Raw genomic sequence first — 15,830 nt, forward strand, 5'->3', positions numbered from 1 at the left:
GGTGTCCCCCTCTTCGTGAGGACACCGAGTCCTCGTGAGGACACCATGTACAAGATCTTCTTCCGCCTCGTCTTCAAGCGGCTGGACCCGGAGCAGGCCCACCACCTGGCCTTCCGCTGGATCCGCCTGGCCGCCCGCGTGCCCGTGCTGCGCACCTTCCTCGCGGCCGCCCTCGCGCCCCGGTACAAGGAGCTGCGCACCGAGGCCCTCGGCCTGCGCATGCACGGCCCCTTCGGGCTCGCCGCGGGCTTCGACAAGAACGCCGTCGGCATCGACGGCATGGCCATGCTCGGCTTCGACCACGTCGAGATCGGCACGGTGACCGGCGAACCGCAGCCGGGCAACCCCAAGCAGCGGCTCTTCCGCCTGGTCAAGGACCGGGCGCTGATCAACCGCATGGGCTTCAACAACGACGGCTCGCTCCGCGTCGCCGCCCGCCTGGCCTCCCGGACGCCCGTCTTCAAGCCGGTCGTCGGCGTCAACATCGGCAAGACCAAGGTCGTGCCGGAGGAGGAGGCCGTCGCCGACTACGTGAAGTCCGCCGAGCGGCTCGCGCCGTACGCCGACTACCTGGTCGTCAACGTCTCCTCGCCGAACACGCCGGGCCTGCGCAACCTCCAGGCCACCGAGGCACTGCGGCCCCTGCTGAGCGCCGTCCGCGAGGCCGCCGACCGCACGGTCTCCGCCCGCCGCGTGCCGCTCCTGGTCAAGATCGCGCCGGACCTGGCCGACGAGGACGTCGACGCCGTCGCCGACCTCGCCGTGGAGCTCGGGCTGGACGGCATCATCGCCACCAACACCACCATCGCGCGCGAGGGACTCGGCCTGAAGTCCGACGCCTTCCTGGTCAAGGAGACCGGCGGCCTGTCCGGCGCGCCCCTGAAGGACCGCTCCCTGGAGGTCCTGCGCCGCCTCTACGCGCGCGTGGGCGACCGGATCACGCTGGTGGGCGTCGGCGGCATCGAGAACGCCGAGGACGCCTGGCAGCGCATCCTGGCCGGTGCCACGCTGGTCCAGGGCTACAGCGCCTTCATCTACGAGGGGCCCTTCTGGGGCCGCGCGATCCACAAGGGGCTCGCCGCTCTCCTGGCCACCAGCCCCTACGCCACGCTCGCCGACGCGGTGGGCGCCGACGTGAGGAAGACGGCATGAGTGGTCTCGAACCCTTCGGCGCCCGTCTGCGCCGGGCCATGGACGAGCGCGGCCCGCTGTGCGTCGGCATCGACCCGCACGCCTCCCTGCTCGCCGAGTGGGGCCTGAACGACGACGTGGCGGGCCTGGAGCGGTTCAGCCGCACGGTCGTCGAGGCGGTGGCCGACCGGGTCGCGGTGCTGAAGCCGCAGAGCGCGTTCTTCGAGCGCTTCGGCTCCCGCGGTGTCGCCGTACTGGAGAAGTGCGTCGCCGAGGCGCGGGCGGCCGGCGCGCTGGTCGTGATGGACGCCAAGCGCGGCGACATCGGCTCGACCATGGCCGCCTACGCCGAGTCCTTCCTGCGCGAGGACGCGCCGCTGTTCTCCGACGCGCTGACCGTCTCTCCGTACCTCGGGTACGGCTCGCTCAGCCCGGCCGTCGCGCTGGCCCGCGAGAGCGGCGCCGGACTGTTCGTGCTGGCGCTGACCTCCAACCCGGAGGGCGGCGAGGTCCAGCACGCCGTCCGCTCCGACGGCCGGAACGTCGGAGCGACGATGCTCGGGCACCTGGCCGCCGAGAACGCGGGGGAGGAGCCCCTGGGGTCCTTCGGCGCGGTCGTCGGCGCCACCCTCGGTGATCTGTCGACGTACGACCTGGACATCAACGGCCCGCTCCTCGCGCCCGGTATCGGCGCCCAGGGTGCCGAGCCGGCCGACCTTCCCGGTGTCTTCGGTGCGGCGGTGCGCAACGTCGTGCCGAACGTCAGCCGTGGAGTGCTACGCCACGGTCCCGACGCGGTCGCTCTGCGTGACGCCGCGGAGCGCTTCGCGGAGGAGATCCGTCACGCCGTGACGTCCTCGTGAGGCGGTCCGGACCTTCCGGTGAGACCTCCGATGAGTGGTTCGGGGCGGCCCTGAGTCTGAATACATCCTCAAATCCGGGGCAGTATGTCCTAAATGTCCGTTCAGATGAAGGCTGACCAGGACTTTTCCGCTGTTCTCAATGACTCCGGCGGACTTGCCCGCTAGTCTCCGACGAGAGAACGGGCAAGCGTGTGTTGCTCGTGGCTCCCCAGGTGTGGGGCGACTAGGTTCCTCACCGGTCCGTATCCGACAGTTCGACATCCGAGGTGACGTAGGCGTGGCTCTTCCGCCCCTTACCCCTGAACAGCGCGCAGCCGCGCTCGAAAAGGCCGCCGCGGCTCGCCGGGAGCGGGCCGAGGTCAAGAATCGACTCAAGCACTCCGGCGCCTCCCTTCACGAGGTCATCAAGCAGGGCCAGGAGAACGACGTCATCGGCAAGATGAAGGTCTCCGCCCTCCTCGAGTCGCTGCCGGGCGTGGGCAAGGTCCGCGCCAAGCAGATCATGGAGCGACTCGGCATCTCCGAGAGCCGCCGTGTGCGTGGCCTCGGTTCCAACCAGATCGCCTCCTTGGAGCGCGAGTTCGGCAGCACCGGCTCCTGAATCGGGCAGTCCGGGGAAGCGAGTCCCGGGCACTCCGCGATTGCTGGATAATCGCTGCATGGCTGCAACACCCCGGGGGACGTCCCCCGTACCCCCGGACGTACGTCCGCGGCTGACCGTGCTCTCCGGCCCCTCAGGGGTCGGCAAGAGCACGGTCGTCGCCCATATGCGCAAGGAACACCCCGAGGTCTGGCTCTCCGTGTCGGCCACGACCCGCAAGCCCCGCCCCGGCGAGCAGCACGGAGTCCACTACTTCTTCGTCTCCGACGACGAGATGGACAAGCTCATCGCCAACGGGGAACTGCTGGAGTGGGCCGAGTTCGCCGGCAACCGCTACGGCACGCCGCGTGCGGCCGTGCAGGAGCGCCTGGAGAACGGCGAGCCCGTACTCCTGGAGATCGACCTGCAGGGCGCCCGCCTGGTCCGCGAGTCGATGCCCGAGGCCCAGCTGGTGTTCCTGGCTCCGCCCTCCTGGGAGGAGCTCGTGCGCAGACTCACCGGGCGGGGCACCGAACCGCCCGAGGTGATCGAGCGCCGGCTCGATGCGGCGAAGATCGAACTCGCGGCCGAGCCGGAGTTCGACACCACCCTGGTCAACACCTCCGTCGAGGACGTGGCACGCGAGCTGCTAGCCTTGATGGACGTCGTGTGACCATCGCTGACCGTTCCGGCCGGCCGATCACCCCGACAGAATCTTTCCCATCCATCGGAAGGTAGAGCGTGTCCTCTTCCATCTCCGCGCCCGAGGGCATCATCAACCCGCCGATCGACGAGCTCCTCGAGGCCACCGACTCGAAGTACAGCCTGGTGATCTACGCGGCCAAGCGTGCCCGCCAGATCAACGCGTACTACTCGCAGCTCGGCGAGGGTCTCCTCGAGTACGTCGGTCCTCTCGTCGACACCCACGTCCACGAGAAGCCGCTCTCGATCGCCCTCCGCGAGATCAACGCGGGGCTCCTGACGTCCGAGGCGGTCGAGGGCCCGGCGCAGTAATGAGATTTACAGCTTGACGCTGACTTATCCACAGGCCCGGCAGGCCGACTGCCGGGCCTGTGGTGTGTCATGGAGTCGTACGGTGTGCCGGTTGCCGAGGTGCGGGGAGAGACGTGGACAAGCCGAAGGTCGTTCTGGGTGTCAGCGGGGGCATCGCCGCGTACAAGGCCTGTGAGCTGCTGCGGCGGCTGACGGAGTCGGGCCACGACGTGCGCGTGGTGCCCACGGCCTCCGCGCTGCACTTCGTCGGCGCCGCCACCTGGTCCGCGCTGTCCACAAACCCGGTCTCCACCGAGGTGTGGGACGACGTGCACGAGGTCCCGCACGTCCGCATCGGGCAGCACGCCGACCTGGTCGTCGTCGCCCCCGCCACCGCCGACATGCTCGCCAAGGCGGCCCACGGCCTCGCCGACGACCTCCTCACCAACACGCTGCTCACCGCCCGATGTCCGGTGGTCTTCGCGCCCGCCATGCACACGGAGATGTGGGAGCACCCGGCCACCCAGGAGAACGTGGCGACGCTGCGCCGCCGCGGCGCCCTCGTCATCGAGCCGGCCGTGGGCCGCCTCACCGGCGTCGACACCGGCAAGGGCCGGCTTCCCGACCCGGGCGAGATCTTCGAGGTCTGCCGCCGCGTGCTGGCCCGGGGCGTCACCGAGCCCGACCTCGTGGGCCGGCACGTCGTCGTCAGCGCCGGCGGCACCCGCGAGCCCCTGGACCCCGTCCGCTTCCTCGGCAACCGCTCCTCCGGCAAGCAGGGCTACGCCCTCGCCCGTACCGCCGCCGCCCGCGGCGCCCGCGTCACACTGATCGCGGCCAACAGCACCCTGCCCGCCCCGGCCGGCGTCGACGTCGTCCCGGTCGGCACCGCCGTGCAGCTGCGCGAGGCGGTGCTGCGCGCCGCCCCGGAGGCCGACGCCGTGGTGATGGCGGCCGCGGTGGCGGACTTCCGTCCGGCGGCCTACGCGGCGGGGAAGATCAAGAAGAAGGACGGCCAGGAGCCGGAGCCGATCAGCCTGGTGCGGAATCCGGACATCCTCGCGGAGATCTCCGGGGACCGGGCCCGCGCCGGACAGGTGATCGTCGGCTTCGCCGCGGAGACGGACGACGTCCTCGCCAACGGCCGTGCCAAGCTCAAGCGCAAGGGCTGCGATCTGCTCGTCGTGAACGAGGTGGGGGAGCGCAAGACCTTCGGTTCCGAGGAGAACGAGGCGGTCGTGCTGGGCGCCGACGGCAGCGAGACCGCCGTGGCGCACGGCCCCAAGGAAGCCCTGGCCGACACGGTGTGGGACCTGGTGGCCGAGCGCCTGCGCTGATGTCTCGGACGCCGTGCACGCCATCGAAAGCCGGTCGATCGGGGCGTGGCGCCTCTGGCCAACGTCGCTCGCCATTGGGCAGAATGCCCGTGCCGCAGGTCACAGCACTCCCGAGTGGCGAGACAGGGGGACCGTGGCCGAAGCGTGACCCGTAAACTGTTCCACGGACGGCGCCGGGTGCAGCCCCCGCCGTCCGCCAATGATCAGCCAGCAGCCGCTGCAACCTCAGGGAGCGTTGTGTCCCGTCGCCTTTTCACCTCGGAGTCCGTGACCGAGGGTCACCCCGACAAGATCGCTGACCAGATCAGCGACACCATTCTCGACGCGCTCCTGCGCGAGGACCCGTCCTCCCGGGTCGCCGTCGAGACCCTGATCACGACCGGCCTGGTGCACGTGGCCGGCGAGGTCACGACCAAGACGTACGCGGACATCGCGACGCTGGTCCGGAACAAGATCCTCGAGATCGGCTACGACTCCAGCAAGAAGGGCTTCGACGGCGCCTCCTGCGGCGTCTCGGTGTCGATCGGCGCGCAGTCCCCGGACATCGCCCAGGGTGTGGACACGGCGTACGAGTCCCGTGTCGAGGGCGACGAGGACGAGCTCGACAAGCAGGGTGCGGGCGACCAGGGCCTGATGTTCGGCTACGCGACGGACGAGACGCCGACGCTGATGCCGCTGCCGATCTTCCTGGCCCACCGTCTGTCGAAGCGCCTGTCCGACGTGCGCAAGAACGGCACCATCCCCTACCTGCGCCCGGACGGCAAGACGCAGGTCACCATCGAGTACGACGGCGACAAGGCGGTCCGTCTGGACACCGTCGTCGTCTCCTCGCAGCACGCCTCCGACATCGACCTGGACTCGCTGCTGGCTCCGGACATCAAGGAGTTCGTGGTCGAGCCGGAGCTGAAGGCGCTGCTGGACGAGGGCATCAAGCTCGACACGGAGAACTACCGCCTCCTGGTCAACCCCACCGGCCGCTTCGAGATCGGCGGCCCGATGGGTGACGCGGGCCTGACCGGCCGCAAGATCATCATCGACACCTACGGCGGCATGGCCCGTCACGGCGGTGGCGCGTTCTCCGGCAAGGACCCGTCCAAGGTCGACCGCTCCGCCGCATACGCGATGCGCTGGGTCGCGAAGAACGTGGTCGCCGCGGGTCTGGCCACCCGGTGCGAGGTCCAGGTCGCGTACGCGATCGGCAAGGCCGAGCCGGTGGGTCTGTTCGTCGAGACCTTCGGCACCGCCAAGATCGACACGGAGAAGATCGAGAAGGCGATCGACGAGGTCTTCGACCTCCGTCCGGCCGCCATCATCCGCGACCTCGACCTGCTCCGCCCGATCTACTCCCAGACCGCGGCGTACGGCCACTTCGGCCGCGAGCTTCCCGACTTCACGTGGGAGCGCACGGACCGCGTGGACGCGCTGCGCAAGGCCGCGGGGCTGTAGGTCCCGATCCCACGGCGTCGTGACGAGGCCCGGCCCCCTTCGGGGAGCCGGGCCTCGTCATGCAGCCGGGGGCCCGTTTCCACCGCACCCGCCGTCTCCCCCCTGAGCGGGCAAAACGGTTCGCGGGCAGCGGCGGGCGGTCCCTACGCTGGAGGCGTGCCGGGGCGCCCGGTGCGAAGGTGACGGATGCTTCTGGCTCGGAGGAGCCCCGCGGGTTCGAATCCCGCCGCCGGCCGGGCCGTGCCCGGTGGCGTGGCCGAGTGGTCCAAGGCGAGTGAACGCCGTCGCCGCCGGGGAACTCGGGCGCTGCCGGTTGTCAGTGGTGTTTGGTAAGAATGCAGGCGTGAGCAGCGAGAACGAACAGTCGGGCGGGGGCGCGGAGGGTGCGCCGCCCGAGCAGCTCGCGCTCATCCGGGACAGTGTGCGCAAGGCGAACACGCCCCGGGCCAAGCCGCGGACCTGGCGGGGGGCCGCGCTCGCCAAGGAGCTGCCCGTCGCGCGTGTCCTCGTCGACAAGGGCGTGCTTCATCTCGACCGGTACTTCGACTATGCCGTGCCCGAGGAGCTGGACGCGGACGCCCAGCCGGGCGTGCGCGTGCGGGTCCGGTTCGGGGCCGGGCGGCATCGCGTGCGCGAAGGGCGGCGCGAGGGCGGTGGACTGATCGACGGGTTCCTCGTCGAGCGGCTGGCCGAGTCCGACTACTCCGGGCCGCTGGCCGCCCTCGCCCAGGTCGTGTCGCCCGAGCGGGTGCTGAGCGAGGAACTGCTGGGGCTTGCCCGGGCGGTCGCCGACCGGTACGCGGGCAGCCTCGCCGACGTCCTGCAACTCGCCGTCCCGCCGCGCAACGCACGGGCCGAGCAGCGGCCCTCACCCGACCCGCTGCCACCGCCCCCGGCGCCCGGGGCGGGAAGCTGGCAGCGGTACGAGCAGGGGGCGGCCTTCCTGGAGTCCCTGGTGTCCGGCGGAGCACCCCGGGCCGTGTGGAACGCGCTGCCCGGGCCGCAGTGGAGCGAGGAGCTGGCTCGGGCCGTCGCCGCGACGCTGGCCTCCGGGCGAGGGGCGCTCGCCGTCCTGCCCGACGGACGGGCGGTCGCACGGGTCGACGCCGCCCTGACCTCCCTGTTGGGGAAGGGACGGCACGCGGTGCTCACCGCCGACGCCGGCCCCGAGAAGCGCTACGCGCAGTGGCTCGCGGTGCGGCGCGGTTCCGTACGGGCCGTGATCGGGACCCGGGCCGCCATGTTCGCGCCCGTCCAGGACCTCGGCCTGGTCGCCCTCTGGGACGACGGCGACGACAGCCACAGCGAGCAGCACGCCCCGCAGCCCCACGCCCGCGAGGTGCTCCTGCTGCGGGCCGCCCAGGACAAGTGCGGCTTCCTGCTGGGGAGCTGGGGCTGCACGGTGGAGGCCGCGCAGCTCGTCGAGAGCGGCTGGGCGCGGCCGCTCGTCGCCGGCCGGGACCAGGTTCGGGGGGCCGCCCCGCTCGTCCGGACGGTCGGGGACCAGGATCTCGCCCGGGACGAGGCCGCCCGGGCCGCCCGGCTGCCGACCCTGGCCTGGCAGGCCGTCAGGGACGGCCTGCGGCAGGGCCCGGTGCTGGTGCAGGTGCCCCGCAGGGGGTACGTCCCACGCATGGCGTGTGCCCAGTGCCGTGCTCCGGCGCGGTGCCGGCACTGCTCCGGGCCGCTGGAGGCGCCGGACGGCGGCGCCCTGAACTGCGGGTGGTGCGGGCGCGAGGAGAACGGCTGGCACTGCCCCGACTGTGGTTCCTTCCGCCTGCGCGCCTCGGTCGTCGGGGCCCGGCGGACCGCCGAGGAACTGGGCCGGGCCTTCCCCGCCGTACCGGTACGCACCTCGGGGCGGGAACACGTGCTCGACACGGTGCCGGGGGCGCCCGCGCTGGTCGTGAGCACGCCCGGGGCCGAGCCCGTCGCCGACGGCGGGTACGCGGCGGCGCTGCTGCTCGACGGGTGGGCCATGCTCGGGCGGCCCGATCTGCGGGCCGGGGAGGACGCCTTGCGGCGGTGGATCGCGGCCGCGTCCCTCGTCCGGCCGCAGCCGGCGGGGGGCACGGTCGTGGTCGTGGCCGAGCCGACGCTGCGGCCCGTGCAGGCGCTCGTCCGCTGGGATCCCGTGGGTCACGCGGTGCGGGAACTCGCCGAGCGGGCCGAGCTGGGGTTCCCGCCGGTGTCGCGGATGGCGGCCGTGTCGGGCCCGCCGGATGCGGTGGCCGAATTCCTCCGTGCGGCCGAACTGCCGACCGAGGCGGAGGTGCTGGGGCCGGTGCCGTTGCCCGCCCCCGCGCCCGGGCGACCTCGCCGGGCGGGGGCGCCGCCGCCCGGCGAGCACTGGGAGCGGGCGCTGCTGCGGGTGCCGCCGGGCAGGGGCGCCGCACTGGCCGCCGCACTCAAGGTCGCGCAGGCCGCGCGGATGGCCCGGGGGAGCGGCGGTGGGGCGGGAACCGGTGCCGGGGTCTGGGTGCGGATCGATCCGGCCGACATCGGGTGAGCGTCGCTCGGACCGGAACCAGGAATTGCTGCGGACGACGGAGTGCCGGCGCCGCTGACGCCGGGTCACGAGCGCCGGACGTACTTGGCGAGGGCCATGCCGAGCCCGGCGAGCGCGATCGGCCTCGCCGGAAGCTGCTGCCGGGTTTCCGGGACGCCCACGTCCATCCGATGGGCGCGGGGCGGTGCGGGTGGCGGCGGGAGTCGTCGGCGGGTCCGGCCGGATACGCGGCCGCCCTCCCGGAAGGGGTCCGAGAGGGCAGGGTCGGGGGTGCGGTGCGTCAGCCGTTGCGGGGGCCCGGGAAGGCCGTCGGCCTGGCCTCGTCGCGGAGAGCGGGGCTGCCCGCCGTGGGCTGTGTGGGCATGGAACGGGCCGCGGGGACCGTCGGAACCGGAGGCAGGCCGGTCGTCACACCGACCGAGCGGCCGCCCGTCGGCTCCGGCGTGCGCTCGGGCTCGGGCGCGGCCGACTGGGCCGTGGCGCGGCGGGCGCCGTAGCGGCGGTGGACCGCCTGCTTGGTGACTCCGAGCGCGGAGCCCACCGCGTCCCACGAGAAGCCGAGTGAGCGGTCGAAGTCCACGGCCGCCGTCACCAGGGTCTCGACACTGTCCCGCAGCTCCTGGGCGAGACGTACGGTCGGGGCGGGAGCGCGTCCGTAGACGACGAAGCCCGTGGAAGGGCCGGAGCGGCGCGGGCGGTAGACGTTGCCCAACTGGGCGGTCAGGGTGCGCAGTGCGTCCACCTGCCGGCGGACCCGCTCGATGTCCCGCACCAGCAAGTGCAGGCTGGCCCGAGCCTGGGCGTCGTGGGTTGCGTGGTCGGCCATGAACAAGCCTCTCGAACCGGCGTTGAAAGGGAATGGGCCGCGATCGCGGCCCGTTGTGGTCAACTCTGTCTTGACCAACGCGGATTCGCTCCGCGGGTCACGGTGTGGGGGCGTGGGAGTACATGCGTGCGCCTGTCTGGGCGGGGTGTGCGCCTCGGCCTTCGGCCCTTGGCCTTTGGTCTCCCACCCGCGCACCGCCCGTAGCTCGGCCGAGAGGCCGAGCTCTCGCGTGGGGCCGGGCCGTCGTCGGCGGCGTTCCGTGGCTGTCGGCCGAGAGGCCGAGCCCTCATGTGGGGGGCAGGCCGTCGTCGGCGGCGTTCCGTTTCTGCCTCCGGTTCCGGCTCATAGACTTGGGCGTTGCCCGTCATCGTCCCCGCCCGAGAGGCCCCCACCACCCCATGAAGCTCGTCTTCGCCGGTACACCCGAGGTCGCCGTTCCCGCTCTGGACGCTCTGCTCGCCTCCGGGCGGCACGAGGTGGCCGCCGTCGTCACGCGGCCCGACGCGCCGGCCGGGCGCGGACGCAGGCTCGTCGCGTCGCCCGTCGCCGAGCGGGCGGAGGAGGCCGGGATCGAGGTGCTGAAGCCCGCGAAGCCGAAGGACCCCGAGTTCCTGGAGCGGCTGCGGGAGATCGGGCCGGACTGCTGCCCCGTCGTGGCCTACGGGGCGCTGCTGCCCCGGGTGGCGCTCGACATCCCCGCGCACGGCTGGGTCAATCTGCACTTCTCCCTGCTGCCGGCCTGGCGCGGTGCCGCGCCCGTGCAGCACGCCATCATGGCCGGCGACGAGATCACCGGGGCGTCGACCTTCCTGATCGAGGAGGGGCTCGACTCCGGTCCGGTGTACGGGACGGTGACGGAGGAGATCCGGGCCACCGACACCAGCGGGGACCTGCTGACGCGGCTCGCCTTCGCCGGTGCCGGGCTGCTCGCGGCGACCATGGACGGCATCGAGGACGGCACGCTGAAGGCCGTACCGCAGCCGGCCGACGGGATCAGCCTCGCTCCGAAGGTCAACGTCGAGGACGCGCACCTGGACTGGAGCGCGCCCGCGCTGCGGGTCGACCGGATGGTGCGGGGCTGCACCCCGGCCCCCGGTGCCTGGACCACGTTCCGCGGTGAGCGGCTCAAGCTCATCCAGGTCACCCCCGTGCCCGAGCGGACCGACCTCGCTCCCGGGCAGATCGCCGCCGGGAAGAACAACGTGTACGCGGGCACCGGCTCGTACGGCGTCGAGCTGCTGTGGGTGCAGGCCCAGGGCAAGAAGCCGATGCGGGCGGCGGACTGGGCGCGCGGGGTGCGGATCGGCGAGGGCGAGCAGCTCGGACAATGAGCCAGGGTGGGTCCCGTTCCCTCACGCGGCCCGGCCAGGGCGAGCAGCTCGGAGGCTGAACCGGGGCTGGGCCCTTCGCGCGGCCCGACACCCCGCTGCGGAGCCCCTCGCGCTGCCCGACACCCGCTGCCGGGCCCTTCGCGCTGCCCGACACCCGCTGCCGGGCCCTTCGCGCTGCCCGACGCCCGTTGCCGGGCCCGTCGCGCGGCCCGACGCCCGTTGCCGGGCCCGTCGCGCTGCCCGACGCCCGTTGCCGGGCCCGTCGCGTGGCCCGACACCCCGCTGCCGGTTCCTGACCGCGCCCGGCGGCGTAGGCTGGACGGCGCACTTCTTCTCACCCCCGGAGCACCTTTTTCGTGAGCGAACAGCCCCGTCGAGGCCGCACGTCAGGCAAGCCCTACCGTCGGCCCAAGAAGGACCCCGTCCGCATCCTCGCCTTCGAGGCACTGAGGGCCGTGGACGAGCGGGACGCCTACGCCAACCTCGTACTGCCCCCGCTGCTGCGCAAGGCGCGGGAGAACGACGACTTCGACGCCCGGGACGCCGCGCTCGCCACCGAGCTGGTGTACGGCACGCTGCGTCGGCAGGGGACGTACGACGCGGTCCTGTCGTCCTGCGTGGACCGACCGCTCGGGGAGGTCGACCCGCCGGTGCTGGACGTGCTGAGCCTCGGCGCGCACCAGTTGCTCGGCACGCGCATCCCGACGCACGCGGCGGTGTCCGCCACCGTGGAGCTCGCGCGGGTCGTGCTCGGCGACGGGCGGGCCAAGTTCGTCAACGCCGTGCTGCGCAAGGTCGCGCAGCACGATCTGGACGGCTGGCTGGAGCGGGTCGCGCCCCCCTACGACGAGGATCCCGAGGACCACCTCTCCGTCGTCCACTCCCATCCGCGGTGGGTGGTGTCCGCGCTGTGGGACTCCCTCGGCGGCGGGCGCGACGGCATCGAGGAGCTGCTGCGCGCCGACAACGACCGGCCCGAGGTCACGCTCGTGGCCCGGCCCGGGCGGGCCACCGCGGAGGAACTGCTCGACGAGGACGCCGCCGTGCCGGGCCGCTGGTCACCCTATGCGGTGCGGCTGACCGAGGGCGGGGAGCCGGGCGCCATCGCGGCCGTGCGGGACGGGCGTGCGGGCGTGCAGGACGAGGGCAGCCAGCTCGTCGCGATGGCGCTCGCCAACGCGCCCCTGGACGGACCCGACCGGCGCTGGCTGGACGGATGCGCGGGGCCCGGCGGCAAGGCCGCGCTGCTCGGCGCGCTGGCTGCCGAGCGGGGCGCCCTGCTCGTCGCCTCCGAGAAGCAGACCCATCGCGCCGGCCTCGTCGCCAAGGCGCTGGACGGCAATCCCGGGCCGTATCAGGTGATCGCCGCCGACGGGACGCGCCCGGCGTGGCGGCCCGGCAGCTTCGACCGGGTGCTGGTCGACGTGCCGTGCACCGGCCTCGGCGCCCTGCGCCGCCGCCCCGAGGCACGCTGGCGGCGCCGTCCGCAGGACCTGGAGGGCTTCGCGCCGCTGCAGCGCGGGCTGCTGCGCACCGCCCTGGAGTCCGTGCGGGTCGGCGGTGTCGTGGGCTACGCGACCTGCTCGCCGCACCTCGCCGAGACCCGGGCCGTCGTCGCCGACGTGCTCAAGCAGCACCCGGACACCGACCTCCTCGACGCCCGGCCGTTGCTGCCCGGCGTACCGGACCTGGGCGACGGGCCGGACGTGCAGCTGTGGCCGCATCTGCACGGGACCGACGCGATGTATCTGGCGCTCATTCGCCGGACCGGCTGACCCCCGCTCCCACGGCCGCCCGGCCGGGCGCCCCGCCGTCGTGGCGCGCCAGCCGGTGCGGCCACCACACCTTCGGCCCGACGTCCAGGAACAGCGACGTCACCAGGACCGAGCGGACGATGAAGGTGTCGATGAGGACGCCGAGGGCGACCGTGAAGCCGATCTCGGCGAAGGCGACCATCGGGAGGGTGCCGAGGGCGGCGAAGGTACCGGCCAGGACCAGCCCGGCCGAGGTGATGACCGCGCCGGTGGCGGCGAGGCCCGTGACCACGCCGCCTCTGGTGCCCTGGCGGGCCGCCTCCTCGCGGATGCGCGTGGTCAGGAAGATGTTGTAGTCGATGCCCAGGGCGACCAGGAAAACGAAGACGAACAGCGGGAAGTCGGTCGCCTCGCCCGCGTAGTCGAAGACGTACCGGAACGCCAGCGCGCTGATGCCGAGCGCCGCCGCGAAGGAAAGGATCACCGTCCCGACGAGCAGCAGCGGGGCGACCAGGGCGCGCAGCAGGCCGCACAGGATCAGCAGGACGACCACGAGCACCAGCGGGATGATCAGCACGTTGTCGTGCGTGGTCGCCTCGTCCATGTCCAGCAGGGCCGCCGTACCGCCGCCCACCGCGGCGTCGGCGTCCGGCACCGCGTGCACGGCGTCCCGCACCCGCTCCACCGTCTGTTTGGCGGCCTCGCTGTCCGACGGGGCGGTCATGGTGGCCTCGAAGAGGACCTTGCCCTCGAAGGCCGGTCTCGTGCCGGGCGGCAGACCGAGGGACTGGGGGACCACGCCCGGCGTCCCGGCGACCGCGCGGCCCACCTGCACGGCCTGCGCCTGGTTGCTGACGATGACCAGGGGATCACCGCTGCCCGCCGGGAAGTAGCGCGCCGACACCTCCTGGCCGGTGATCGAGTCCGGCTTCCCGGTGAACGCGTCCGCGTTGCCGATGCCCTCCGCGCGCAGCTGGATCAGACCCAGCGAGCAGAGGGCCAGCGCGAGCGCCGTCACGGCCCAGATCATCCGCGGTCGGCGGGCGATACGGCGCCCGGTGCGGGCCCAGACGCCGCGCTCGGTCGGGTCGGGCGTCCCGAAGCGCGGCACCACCGGCCAGAAGATCCACCGGCCGAAGATCACCAGCAGGGCCGGGAACAGGCTCATCATCGCCACCAGGGCGACGGCGACACCGATCGCGGCCACGGGGCCCAGACCGCTCGTCGAGTTCATCTCGGCGGCCAGCAGGACCAGCATGCTCAGCACGACGGTCGCGCCGGAGGCGAGCACGGCCGGGCCGGCGCGGTGCAGGGCCAGGGCCATCGCCTCGTGCCGGTCCTCGTGCCGGCGCAGTTCCTCCCGGTAGCGGGCCACCAGCAGCAGGGCGTAGTCCGTCCCCGCCCCGAAGACCAGCACCGTGAGGATGCCGGCGCTCTGGCCGTTGACCGTCAGGCCGCCGTGCTCGGCCAGCAGGTAGATCAGCGCCTGGGCGGTGAACAGGGCGCAGACCACCGCGATCAGGGGGACCAGCAGCAGGGTCAGGCTGCGGTAGGTGATGAGGAGCATGACGATGACGACCGCCATCGCCGAGAGCAGCAGGGTCGAGTCGATGCCCTCGAAGGCCTCGGCGAAGTCAGCCGACGTGCCGCCCGGGCCCGTGATGTGCACGGACAGTCCCTCACCGCCCGTGCCCACGTCGTCGCGGATGGAGTCCACGGCCGGTGAGATCCGCTCCCACCCCTCCTCGTCCATCAGGATCGGCACGAAGACCTGCGCCGCCCGCGGGTCGTCCTGCCGGTCGAACACCGGCCCGCGCGTCCGCTCACCGATGATGCCGTGGTCGCCGAGCTGCTTCAGCTGCCGCACGTCCTCGGCGATCTCCGCACGGTCCTGCGGCGTCAGGCCGCTCTGGCGCGCATAGACGACCACCGCCGGGATCTGCTCCGGCCTGAAGTCCTCGGAGATCTGCAGCACCTGCGTCGACTCGGCGGACCCGGGCAGCCAGGACGCGGCGTCGTTGTCCTGCGCGTCGGTGAGCTTCATGGCGAGCGGCGCCGCGACGACCAGCACGACCACCCAGAAGACCAGCACGAGCCACTTGGCCCGCCGCCCGCAGACCAGGTGAGCGACGCCCTGCTTCACGACGGCCCCCTCCGCGAAGACGCCCGGTAAGGGGCGCGGGGCTGTGACGTGTGCGGCTCCGCCGCGTGGGCGCGACGAGCCACATGAGTCCCGCACCCGACGGACCACCTGGGTCCGATGCTCACAACCCCCGCAGGGCATGGCAGTCTTAGGACATGGCCGCGCAGATCAACCCCAGCATCCTGTCCGCAGACTTCGCCCGCCTCGCGGACGAGGCGAAGGCCGTGGAAGGAGCCGACTGGCTCCACGTCGACGTCATGGACAACCATTTCGTCCCGAACCTCACGCTCGGCGTGCCGGTCGTAGAGTCGCTGGCCCGTGCGACGGACACCCCGCTGGACTGCCATCTGATGATCGAGGCCCCCGATCGGTGGGCGCCCCAGTACGTGGAAGCGGGGGCCGGTTCGGTCACCTTCCACGTCGAGGCCGCCGCGGCTCCGGTCCGGCTCGCCCGGGAGATCCGTGCCAAGGGCGCCCGCGCCTCGATGGCGCTGAAGCCCGCGACCCCCATCGAGCCGTACGAGGACCTGCTCCCCGAGCTCGACATGCTGCTGATCATGACGGTCGAACCGGGCTTCGGGGGACAGGCCTTCCTCGACATCATGCTTCCGAAGATTCGCCGCACCCGCGAGTTGATCAGCAAGCACGGACTGGAGCTCTGGCTCCAGGTCGACGGCGGAGTTTCCGCTTCCACCATCGAGCGCTGCGCCGACGCCGGAGCCGACGTCTTCGTGGCCGGATCGGCGGTCTACGGGGCAAACGACCCGGCAGAAGCGGTACGTGCACTACGCACCCAGGCCGAGGCGGCGTCGGCGAAGGCCACCTGGGCCTGCGACCACTGAGCCACAGCAAAGTGAACGGCTCTCATCAGGGCTGATCAACCGCGCCACATCTGCAAGGATGAACGGCGAATCCAG

Annotated in this window: 13 protein-coding genes; 11 read left to right on the plus strand and 2 right to left on the minus strand. The window is 72.6% G+C overall.

What is annotated here, in order from left to right; all coding sequences use genetic code 11:
* The first annotated feature begins 45 nt into the window (after positions 1–45).
* The 8 genes from FDO69_RS06640 (at position 46) to FDO69_RS06675 (ending at position 8,859) form a co-directional block, all read left to right on the plus strand.
* Positions 46–1,152 carry a quinone-dependent dihydroorotate dehydrogenase gene (locus FDO69_RS06640; RefSeq protein WP_104778800.1) on the plus strand — a complete coding sequence of 369 codons (1,107 nt, stop codon included), beginning with the start codon at positions 46–48 and terminating at the stop codon, positions 1,150–1,152.
* Positions 1,149–1,994 carry an orotidine-5'-phosphate decarboxylase gene (pyrF, locus tag FDO69_RS06645; RefSeq protein ID WP_104778801.1) on the plus strand — a complete coding sequence of 282 codons (846 nt, stop codon included), beginning with the start codon at positions 1,149–1,151 and terminating at the stop codon, positions 1,992–1,994. Before FDO69_RS06640 ends, pyrF begins: the two co-directional genes overlap by 4 nt.
* Before the next feature lie 277 nt (positions 1,995–2,271).
* Complete coding sequence (locus FDO69_RS06650) at positions 2,272–2,595, plus strand: integration host factor (protein ID WP_003977346.1); 324 nt, start codon at positions 2,272–2,274, stop codon at positions 2,593–2,595.
* 58 nt (positions 2,596–2,653) lie between these two features.
* On the plus strand, positions 2,654–3,247 hold the full coding sequence (gene gmk / locus FDO69_RS06655; RefSeq protein ID WP_051814725.1) for a guanylate kinase: 594 nt from the start codon (positions 2,654–2,656) through the stop codon (positions 3,245–3,247).
* 68 nt (positions 3,248–3,315) lie between these two features.
* Positions 3,316–3,588 (plus strand): DNA-directed RNA polymerase subunit omega, encoded by a 273-nt coding sequence (rpoZ, locus tag FDO69_RS06660; RefSeq protein ID WP_003988945.1) that lies wholly within the window; start codon positions 3,316–3,318, stop codon positions 3,586–3,588.
* A 113-nt stretch (positions 3,589–3,701) separates the two neighbouring features.
* Positions 3,702–4,904 carry a bifunctional phosphopantothenoylcysteine decarboxylase/phosphopantothenate--cysteine ligase CoaBC gene (coaBC, locus tag FDO69_RS06665; RefSeq protein ID WP_104778802.1) on the plus strand — a complete coding sequence of 401 codons (1,203 nt, stop codon included), beginning with the start codon at positions 3,702–3,704 and terminating at the stop codon, positions 4,902–4,904.
* 237 nt (positions 4,905–5,141) lie between these two features.
* Positions 5,142–6,350, plus strand: a complete 1,209-nt coding sequence (gene metK / locus FDO69_RS06670; RefSeq protein WP_104778803.1) for a methionine adenosyltransferase — start codon at positions 5,142–5,144, stop codon at positions 6,348–6,350.
* A 343-nt stretch (positions 6,351–6,693) separates the two neighbouring features.
* The gene (locus tag FDO69_RS06675) at positions 6,694–8,859 is read left to right on the plus strand and encodes a primosomal protein N' (protein WP_104778804.1); all 2,166 of its coding nucleotides are present in this window, start codon (positions 6,694–6,696) and stop codon (positions 8,857–8,859) included.
* A gap of 280 nt (positions 8,860–9,139) precedes the next feature.
* Here FDO69_RS06675 and FDO69_RS06680 read toward each other — a convergent pair whose 3' ends face one another.
* Entirely contained in the window at positions 9,140–9,685 is a 546-nt protein-coding gene (locus FDO69_RS06680; protein WP_104778805.1) for a hypothetical protein, read from the minus strand.
* Between the two features lie 398 nt (positions 9,686–10,083).
* On the opposite strand from FDO69_RS06680, the gene fmt reads away from it, so the two are divergent.
* A complete protein-coding gene (gene fmt, locus FDO69_RS06685; RefSeq protein WP_104778806.1) occupies positions 10,084–11,016 on the plus strand; it encodes a methionyl-tRNA formyltransferase in 933 nt (310 codons plus the stop codon).
* Positions 11,017–11,372: 356 nt separating this feature from the next.
* A complete protein-coding gene (locus tag FDO69_RS06690; RefSeq protein ID WP_104778807.1) occupies positions 11,373–12,791 on the plus strand; it encodes an RsmB/NOP family class I SAM-dependent RNA methyltransferase in 1,419 nt (472 codons plus the stop codon).
* Here FDO69_RS06690 and FDO69_RS06695 read toward each other — a convergent pair.
* Positions 12,772–14,913: an MMPL family transporter gene (locus FDO69_RS06695; RefSeq protein ID WP_234387857.1), complete on the minus strand. Its 2,142-nt coding sequence runs from the start codon at positions 14,911–14,913 to the stop codon at positions 12,772–12,774. The genes FDO69_RS06690 and FDO69_RS06695 overlap by 20 nt on opposite strands.
* 155 nt (positions 14,914–15,068) lie before the next feature.
* Here FDO69_RS06695 and rpe point away from each other — a divergent pair, with 155 nt between their 5' ends.
* A complete protein-coding gene (gene rpe, locus FDO69_RS06700; protein ID WP_104778809.1) occupies positions 15,069–15,755 on the plus strand; it encodes a ribulose-phosphate 3-epimerase in 687 nt (228 codons plus the stop codon).
* The last annotated feature ends 75 nt before the right edge of the window (positions 15,756–15,830 follow it).

The sequence above is a fragment of the Streptomyces tibetensis genome (assembly GCF_007655005.1).
GTDB lineage: Bacteria > Actinomycetota > Actinomycetes > Streptomycetales > Streptomycetaceae > Streptomyces > Streptomyces tibetensis.

What these genes read in the sequence shown, in the direction of transcription:
- rpe (WP_104778809.1), top strand. Translation starts at nt 15,069, where the DNA reads ATGGCCGCGCAGATCAACCCCAGCATCCTGTCCGCAGACTTCGCCCGC.
- gmk (WP_051814725.1), top strand. Translation starts at nt 2,654, where the DNA reads ATGGCTGCAACACCCCGGGGGACGTCCCCCGTACCCCCGGACGTACGT.
- pyrF (WP_104778801.1), top strand. Translation starts at nt 1,149, where the DNA reads ATGAGTGGTCTCGAACCCTTCGGCGCCCGTCTGCGCCGGGCCATGGAC.
- fmt (WP_104778806.1), top strand. Translation starts at nt 10,084, where the DNA reads ATGAAGCTCGTCTTCGCCGGTACACCCGAGGTCGCCGTTCCCGCTCTG.
- FDO69_RS06680 (WP_104778805.1), bottom strand. Translation starts at nt 9,685, where the DNA reads ATGGCCGACCACGCAACCCACGACGCCCAGGCTCGGGCCAGCCTGCAC.
- FDO69_RS06640 (WP_104778800.1), top strand. Translation starts at nt 46, where the DNA reads ATGTACAAGATCTTCTTCCGCCTCGTCTTCAAGCGGCTGGACCCGGAG.